Origin of the sequence: Mongoliibacter sp., assembly GCF_007692705.1 — a bacterium.
GTDB lineage: Bacteria > Bacteroidota > Bacteroidia > Cytophagales > Cyclobacteriaceae > Mongoliibacter.
This window is the reverse complement of the sequence record NZ_REBN01000130.1, coordinates 1-7,290: the sequence shown is the minus strand read 5'-3', so window position 1 is coordinate 7,290 and position 7,290 is coordinate 1. Positions and strand designations below refer to the sequence as shown.

Genomic DNA, 7,290 nt, shown 5'->3' with positions numbered 1-7,290 from the left:
AACAAATAAAGAGCAGATTTTTTATTAAACGTTGGCCCTAACCAATAAAAAAATACAGGAGAGGATAGCAAGTACATATAACGAAAAAACCGAAATCCCCGCACAGCAACCCAGATTGCGAAAAAAATCACTTTTTCTGAAGAGCCCGCAGGTTCCGCACCTTCATTTTTTGATTTCTGATTTACGCCACATTTTTGACCATGTTTCACATTAAACCAATAATAAAATGGCTAAACAAACGAGTATAATTACACTAAAGGGAAATATAGGAAAGCTCAATTTCTATAAGACCAAAGATGGGTATCAGGTAAGGGAAAAAGGAGGTGTTTCCCGTTCCAGGATTATGAATGATCCTAAGTATGCCCGAACAAGGGAAAATATTGCGGAATTCAAAACGAACGCAGCCGCAGTTAAACTTGTCAAGGATACCATAAGACCGGCTACTGTAAATATCTCTGATTCCAGAATCCATCAGAGGTTGATCCGTAGACTCCTGGAAATTCTAAGAACGGATCCTGTCAACAGGAGAGGTGAAAGGATGGTAAGCGAAGGGGATTGGACTTTGATCGAAGGAATGGAAATCAACAATCAGGTAAGTTTGGGTTCCGTTTTGAAAGAAGAGATTCAGCTTCAGGATAGTGCCGCAGCCTGGGAGGTAAGCATCAATCCATTCTTACCATCAGACTTCCTTCTTATCCCCGATGGGGCAACGCATTTCAGAATCTTTGTTGCGGGAGCTTCTTTCAATTTTGAAACTGGCACCAAGTCTTTTGTACAAATGAGTTCGGTGGATTTATTACTATCCCAGCCAACGCAGGCATTGAACCTCTCAGTTCAGAAGTCTTCGTTGAATGATCCCCACAAGATCCTTTTGGTTGGAATAGACTTCCAACAGATCGTCAATGGTGAACACTATAAGTTCAACAATACTGCGCATAATTCGGCTGTGATTTTGAAAAGTGAAAAAAGCTAAGTCATGAAGCTCCATTTATGCAGGCGATATGGGCAGAATTTCACCAGCGGTATTTTGTATTGGGGCAGAAGTCCTATATGCAGAACCATGGAGCCTTCCTTGACCCATTCGTTTCCAAGTCCTCCCTGTATTTCGGAGGGGAGCTATAAAGTAGATTTGGCTTATTTTGAGGAAGTAGGCTGGTTCCTTGAGTTAACATCATTGAATCCGGAAGGGATTAAAGGATTCATTCTTCCTTTGATAAATGGAAGAGAATGCAGGGATTACAGTATTTCTCCTGTAGTTTCATTCCAGGCCTCCGGTAGGTTTTCCAAACTAACCTTTCTTAAGTTAATGGATAAAGTCAGTGACTGCTTGGCTGAGGGAGAGGAGATTACTCTTGAAATCACTTCCATCCCTAAACGAAAACCTTCAAAGCCATGGTTATCCAGGAAGGTTTAGTCGGTCTAATATTAGGTGGTGTCAGCTCTTTACTGCTGTCAGTGATTGCCTATTTTCTCAAGCTGCTGGTTCAGGACATCAGAGATCTCAAAAAAGAACAGATGAACCTGAAGGAACTTTGTATCTGGCTAAAAGCCGAACAAGGTGTTTTAAAAAGAGAGGTGAAAAACCTCATTGATTTCTCAAAATAAATTTAATAAATATGCAAACAATGAATAACTTGGTGGACAGGTGGAATTCTCCGACTCCGCCATTCTTTAAGAAGTTGAGGATTGTTGGGTTGATTGTAGCTGGGGTGGGAGCAGCATTGATTACTGCTCCGGGAACCATGCCTGAAATCCTGATTCAACTTGCAGGGTACCTGATTACAGCTGGAGCTGTAATTACAAGTATCAGCCAAATTACGCTTCAGGAACCTGATAATCAGGATTGATTGAGTAGAATGAAATATTGATTCTATGGAATAAGGAGGATAGAGAAGGTTTCTTTATCTTCCTTTTTTGTTATCAGCTTTTTCGTTATTTGTAATGGTGAATCCGATAAGAAGAATTACCAATATTTAAACTCGTGAATTTATACTCCCGCTGATTTCGCTGATATTCGCAGATTGTTTCACGCGACGGGTGCAAAGAAATCCTGCAACGATCGAAACGGGAACCTGCTGATGCCACCGCCTCCGGCGATTACCGCCGCCGTTAGTGTCTTCACTAACGGCCACAATTTATTCGGTTTACTTTTCACATATTGAATCTGTAATCCACTCCGCTCGGCCATCACCCTCACCCCCGACCCCTCTCCCTGAATGGAGAGGGGGGAAGTCCTACAGTAAAGGGTAGATTTAAAATTTGAGGTTAAAGAGCTGAAAGCTCAATACCAAGGGTCCGAAGGCACAGCTATCGGACAAGGTTATTGGAAATGTACTGTCTAGGACCGCCTTTGTCGGAAGGGGATTGGAAAGCCCTTAAGGGCGTAGATATGATAGCCCGGGGTGCAGCCATGGGAAATAGTAGTATTAATTGTGGTTGTTCTTTGGCTGCATTTAGGCCAATGAAGAATTAGGCTTTTCGCCAAAAACAAGGAAGAGGAATAGTGGGTAGTGATTAGTGAATAATAAAAAAAACGGTCAACACTAATCTGGGATTGATAAAATTATGGGTAGAAATATAGAAAATGATCAATATTCAAAGTATAGAAATCAAAGATATAGCTCGATTTCTTCAACGGGAATACCGGAGAATTCTGAGAATTCCTTAACCGTAATAAACTGGTGTGACTGCTTATTGAAAAAGACCCTGGCTTTTTGCAAGACTTTTTGAGAATAACGCTCCGACCTATCAGTCATTCTCTGTATATCCTTTGAATGTATAACACATCTTTTTAAGTGCATGACCCGCGCTCGAATTTGATTTCAACATTTACCTATTTGAATACCAAAGCAAGATTCAACTTGCCACGAGAATTGCATTCCGAATGATTAAAAGAAGTAGAGTTTTAGAACTCCAGATACCGGATTGTATCCTTTACTGACCAACTTACAGCACCGGAAATCTGATATTTCAGGTTTTTGATTGCAGAAAAAACCACCTGATCTCTTGGGAAAATATTATCCAGATATTCCTTTTCCAGATGTAAAAACTCCTTCAAATTTTCATCATGTATGGTTAAAATTTCCTCTTTTGCACTTTCAGGACTTACCTTTTTATGGAGACAGATTAGATTTACCCAATTATGAGGGTCCTTTAGTTTCTTTTCTTTCTCATAAGACAGGAGATCATTTGAAATGAAAATCAATTTTGCAGCCAGGTATCTGTATTTTGATAGAGAAAACCAGGCAGCATGAATTTCAGGAAAGCTTTCTTCCATTGTCAATGGGATCAAATCAACAGCAAAATTTCCACCGGAAAAATCCGGTCTTTTTTTAAGATAATCATTGATCGAGGGGCTGATCTCCAAATCCATATTTGAAGCTTCCCATTGGCAAGCATTGAAATAAGCATTCCAAGACCTTTGAACCTCTTTGATCGATTGGGGGGACGCAATCTGCTCCAAACTGTGCCATAAGTATTTGATTGCTTTTCTGAATTTTTCAGGAAAAGTATAGGTGTATCTAAGATAGGTGCTTTGGGAGTGTTTGGCTAATGTTTGAGTAGCTGCAACCCAAAATTCAGCTTTTTTACCGAGCGGAAGCCTGTCAGTGTAATCATCCAACATAAAAAACAAGACAAACAGTTTGGATATCCAATTGGCTGTTTCCAGTTTGGCTTCTGGAAAAAGTCTGCATGCCAGTAATGGTAGCTTCGTTCTTTGGAATTTCACTTTATCCCTTTCGGAAGTGATCAGCTTCAATTGACTTACCCACTCCCAATTGAGGTTCATGATGAATTCATGATCAGGATGGATTTCAGTTTTGAATGGATAATTTAAGATCTCCTTATTTCTGATTTTAAGGGAGATAGACTTTTTGTTGAGGAAAAGTGTACGCTTATATCTATCTATGGTTCTGGGGTGAACTCCAACCAAATCACTTAACTGTTTTCTGCTCAGGATATTGATTTTCTTCCCGAAACAATCCTCAAGAACGGGAATTGAATCCTTATAATGCATTTGGGAAATCATCACCCACTTTTCGATTTCTTTTTTAGACCTTTCCTTCAGTTGGGAGGAAAGGATATGAAAATCGGGTATTTTACTGAGTATTTCAGATTCTTGGCTGATAGAGACAGAAATTGTTTTGGAATTTTGAAGAGCAATCAAAGTATATGAACTTTTGGTTTGATTGTAAAAAGCAGTATCATCAAAAGCTATTTGTCCTTTAAAAAAAGGCCTTACTATTTTTTCATCTTTAAAAAGGGCTAAAGAACCTTCCAGTATAAAACGGGCTTCCGTTTCGAGCGTATTTTCGGTCCTTACTATCTGATTTTTTTTGAAAGATACAAAAGTGATATACTGCTGCAGATTCAGGTAAAGATCCATTGGGAGGCAAATGGTATCATCCAGCAAGTTTTTTAGTAACAGCAAAGATTCATTTCTTCTTTTCATAGTTTTAAGAGTTATTTAGGATTAATAAAACAATAGCATTAAACAAAGATCAATAGGCCAAAAAAGACCTTAACTAAATGAGAAAATAAGTTTACATCATGTATTAAAATGAACTACTTTAAGAATGTTATTATTAAATCTATAAAAATAAAACTAAATAAGTCAATACTTTTTGGTGATAAAATCATGAAAATAGTCAAAAAAGAGACATTTTTTGTAAACAAACTAAATGTAAAGACTGGGCATGTGCTTTTTTTGACTGATTAACCTGGACAGTGATTCCCTTTTCAAACCGATAAATTTTGCAATGAAGGTATAATTTGCCTGAAGCAGGATTGAAGTATAATGATCTTCCAGGTATTCGATTTTTTCAGTGGATTTGAGGGTGCTGATCGCGGCCAGGTGTTTCATACTTTGAACCTCCATTTTGTGTAGGTGTATACAAAATTCTTCCCAGTGGGAGCTGAAATTTCCTAGGGATTCCTTAAATCTTTGGTAGGGAATGGCCATAACTTTTAACTTGGTTAATGATCTCCATTCAAAAGCTTCAAACAAACTATCAGTTGTAGAAGATGAGATTAGGAAAATTGTATTTTCACCGATTAACCTTGTCCATGAATTGACATTCGCATCTTTTGAAAAGGCTGCGGCCAAGCCTTTGTTCACAAAGAATATCACGTCCTTGTTGTTTGGTAATTTAATGATTTCCTCTTTTTCAAAGTTCATGGCTATTCCTAATTCCAAGGCTGACTTTCCCAAAGTTTCCAGAGGGAGGTGATGTGCCAGGAAATAGCTTTTTAGTTGTATTCGTCTTTTATACAGTATCATATCGTTGTGGTTTATATTTCAAAAAAAAGAAAGATTAAATCAAAAGAATATCTGATTCTGGACTTTTTTTACTTCGAGTCATGTATTAGCGACAATGTTTGTATTATACGCTGCGATTTTTTGAATAAACATGTATTTATGTTACAGTTTTCTTTTAGGTAACATGCAGAAAAAGAGAGGCTTCCTTTTGTGAAATACCTGAAATAATTTAGTGGAACACAATTCGGAATAGCTGATGATTTAAAGTTTGGCATCTATGGAAAAGCAATATTCAAATACTACATGGAAATCTGAAGTGATCTCTTTGATGCTTAGTCTGCTCTTTGCCTATACGGCAATTGCCAAGCTATATGACTGGCATGGGACCATAGGCAGTCTCCAAAATCAGGTATTTCCAGAATTATTTGCGGACCTTCTTCTATATGGTCTACCCCCTTTGGAACTTGGTACAGCTCTGCTCCTAATTACTGAAAAATACAGAAGGGTAGGGTTGTGGATTGCACTGGTCTTGATGATAGCCTTTACACTTTATATCGGAGTAGTGATGACGGGCATCTTTGGAAGGATCCCTTGTAGCTGTGGTGGTGTGATTAACAGCCTGAGTTGGGAAGAGCATTTGGTGTTTAACCTGATATTTCTTGGATTGGCTGTGATAGGGATCAAAGTAGTTTATAGTGATTAAGTGAAATACAATTGAAATACGATAGAAAAAAAGTGGAAATATAATTGAAATATTGGTGTGCCTAAGTTGACAGGATATTAAAGCCCAAAAGGCTGCTCTGTATAACCCTGACTGAAGTTTACGGAAAAGTTTGGGATAAATGAGATTACCAAAAATACACCAGCCCAGTAAGGGCGGCAGACATAATAGCCTCGGGTTTCAACCCGATAATTAAAAGTGAGTAGCTGGGTTTGTTTTTGGCCGCGAGAAGGTCAATGGTGAATTCAGTGTTTCGCCAAAAACCTGGAAGGGAGATAGTGGGTAGCGGGCAATGGGAAAGGTTGAAGCCCGTCCGACTGGGGCATCCGGGCGGAGATGAATTGGGGAAGTGAAGAGTGACTAGTGATTAGTGAGGAATTTAAAATGGAAAATTGAGAATGGAAAATGCATAACGCTTTAACATTTAACATTTTAACCTTTAACAAGTCACAGGTTCATCTTTTGAACAATTTGTCATATAAAATAGAAATGGAGGTAAACGAAAAACAGTCAGAAAAGAACAGAAAGTAAGCTCACAAGGTGACAGGCTTTCACCAGCAGGGGTAATAAACCGGCGATTCCTCTCCAAAGGTCAATAGGTCATAAAGATCTCAGATCAGAACAGCCGGGATTTCTTTCACAAAATCAAGTAAAATTATGAAAAATTCAGTAAAGAACCTGCTACGTGCAGGTGTATTCGCTCTGGCAGCGGTATTTGCTTTTGCATTTACACAGCCAGTAGATCTGTTCCAGCCAAAATTCGGTATGGATGTCAATGGAAACATCTATGATGTTACTGGAATCACCCCAGGTCCGGGTGCAAACCAGTATAACTGTGATCTTCCAGCGACTACCTGTACATGGGCAGATGAAGACCTTAGTGTTCCTCTTGAAACGAATGGGCGCTTTGTTCCTGGTTCAGGATTGCAACCAATAGGTGAGTAACCTTCAAACACAGGAGTCTCCATTTAGGCAAATGGAGACTCCTTCATTGATTTAAAGAGCTGGGTTTAACTCGATTTCATTTATAGGGATTTGCAAATAATAATTAGAAGGATCTAAGCCCAAATCATAGGTTTCTCCCATCACAGTCCTGCCAGATGGCCCATTCCAATCAGGTTCCCTTAAAAACCTTCTGAGATCTGTCCACCTGGAGTACCCTCTGAAAACAAGGGATTTTCTCCTTTCTTCTAAGATAACACTCAGCGCCTGTTCCTTTGATTCATAAAGAATGGGTTCAAAAGTACCTTCTTTATATCTGCTGATTAAGAGTTCATTTAAAATTCCCAAACCTTCCTGACCTCTGTTT

General features: G+C 38.8%; 10 protein-coding genes. 6 read left to right on the top strand and 4 right to left on the bottom strand.

The genetic code is table 11. From position 1 onward, the window contains the following. Positions 1-209 (bottom strand): hypothetical protein (locus tag EA341_RS07200; protein ID WP_293012618.1); only part of this gene is annotated, 209 nt, incomplete at its 3' end. Positions 210-226: 17 nt separating this feature from the next. On the opposite strand from EA341_RS07200, the gene EA341_RS07195 reads away from it, so the two are divergent. Genes EA341_RS07195 through EA341_RS07180 form a run of 4 tightly spaced genes read left to right on the top strand, consistent with a single transcriptional unit; the run spans position 227 to position 1,847 of the window. Then, complete coding sequence (locus EA341_RS07195; RefSeq protein ID WP_293012617.1) at positions 227-973, top strand: hypothetical protein; 747 nt, start codon at positions 227-229, stop codon at positions 971-973. A gap of 3 nt (positions 974-976) precedes the next feature. Next, the gene (locus tag EA341_RS07190) at positions 977-1,414 is read left to right on the top strand and encodes a DUF5675 family protein (protein ID WP_293012615.1); all 438 of its coding nucleotides are present in this window, start codon (positions 977-979) and stop codon (positions 1,412-1,414) included. Beyond that, entirely contained in the window at positions 1,393-1,605 is a 213-nt protein-coding gene (locus tag EA341_RS07185) for a hypothetical protein (RefSeq protein WP_293012613.1), read from the top strand. Before EA341_RS07190 ends, EA341_RS07185 begins: the two co-directional genes overlap by 22 nt. An 11-nt stretch (positions 1,606-1,616) precedes the next feature. Continuing rightward, the gene (locus EA341_RS07180; protein WP_293012611.1) at positions 1,617-1,847 is read left to right on the top strand and encodes a hypothetical protein; all 231 of its coding nucleotides are present in this window, start codon (positions 1,617-1,619) and stop codon (positions 1,845-1,847) included. 1,058 nt (positions 1,848-2,905) lie between these two features. Here EA341_RS07180 and EA341_RS07175 read toward each other — a convergent pair. Both EA341_RS07175 and EA341_RS07170 read right to left on the bottom strand, forming a co-directional pair. Further along, entirely contained in the window at positions 2,906-4,453 is a 1,548-nt protein-coding gene (locus EA341_RS07175) for a terpene synthase (protein ID WP_293012609.1), read from the bottom strand. A gap of 225 nt (positions 4,454-4,678) precedes the next feature. Next, complete coding sequence (locus EA341_RS07170) at positions 4,679-5,281, bottom strand: Crp/Fnr family transcriptional regulator (RefSeq protein ID WP_293012607.1); 603 nt, start codon at positions 5,279-5,281, stop codon at positions 4,679-4,681. A gap of 256 nt (positions 5,282-5,537) precedes the next feature. Between EA341_RS07170 and EA341_RS07165 the strand changes: the two genes are divergently transcribed. Next, positions 5,538-5,963 (top strand): MauE/DoxX family redox-associated membrane protein, encoded by a 426-nt coding sequence (locus EA341_RS07165; protein ID WP_293012605.1) that lies wholly within the window; start codon positions 5,538-5,540, stop codon positions 5,961-5,963. Positions 5,964-6,638: 675 nt separating this feature from the next. Further along, positions 6,639-6,926 (top strand): hypothetical protein, encoded by a 288-nt coding sequence (locus EA341_RS07160; RefSeq protein WP_293012603.1) that lies wholly within the window; start codon positions 6,639-6,641, stop codon positions 6,924-6,926. Between the two features lie 51 nt (positions 6,927-6,977). Here EA341_RS07160 and EA341_RS07155 read toward each other — a convergent pair. Next, positions 6,978-7,290 (bottom strand): RagB/SusD family nutrient uptake outer membrane protein (locus EA341_RS07155; protein WP_367127037.1); only part of this gene is annotated, 313 nt, incomplete at its 5' end.

What these genes read in the sequence shown, in the direction of transcription:
- EA341_RS07170 (WP_293012607.1), bottom strand. Translation starts at nt 5,281, where the DNA reads ATGATACTGTATAAAAGACGAATACAACTAAAAAGCTATTTCCTGGCA.
- EA341_RS07185 (WP_293012613.1), top strand. Translation starts at nt 1,393, where the DNA reads ATGGTTATCCAGGAAGGTTTAGTCGGTCTAATATTAGGTGGTGTCAGC.
- EA341_RS07165 (WP_293012605.1), top strand. Translation starts at nt 5,538, where the DNA reads ATGGAAAAGCAATATTCAAATACTACATGGAAATCTGAAGTGATCTCT.
- EA341_RS07180 (WP_293012611.1), top strand. Translation starts at nt 1,617, where the DNA reads ATGCAAACAATGAATAACTTGGTGGACAGGTGGAATTCTCCGACTCCG.
- EA341_RS07175 (WP_293012609.1), bottom strand. Translation starts at nt 4,453, where the DNA reads ATGAAAAGAAGAAATGAATCTTTGCTGTTACTAAAAAACTTGCTGGAT.
- EA341_RS07160 (WP_293012603.1), top strand. Translation starts at nt 6,639, where the DNA reads ATGAAAAATTCAGTAAAGAACCTGCTACGTGCAGGTGTATTCGCTCTG.
- EA341_RS07190 (WP_293012615.1), top strand. Translation starts at nt 977, where the DNA reads ATGAAGCTCCATTTATGCAGGCGATATGGGCAGAATTTCACCAGCGGT.
- EA341_RS07195 (WP_293012617.1), top strand. Translation starts at nt 227, where the DNA reads ATGGCTAAACAAACGAGTATAATTACACTAAAGGGAAATATAGGAAAG.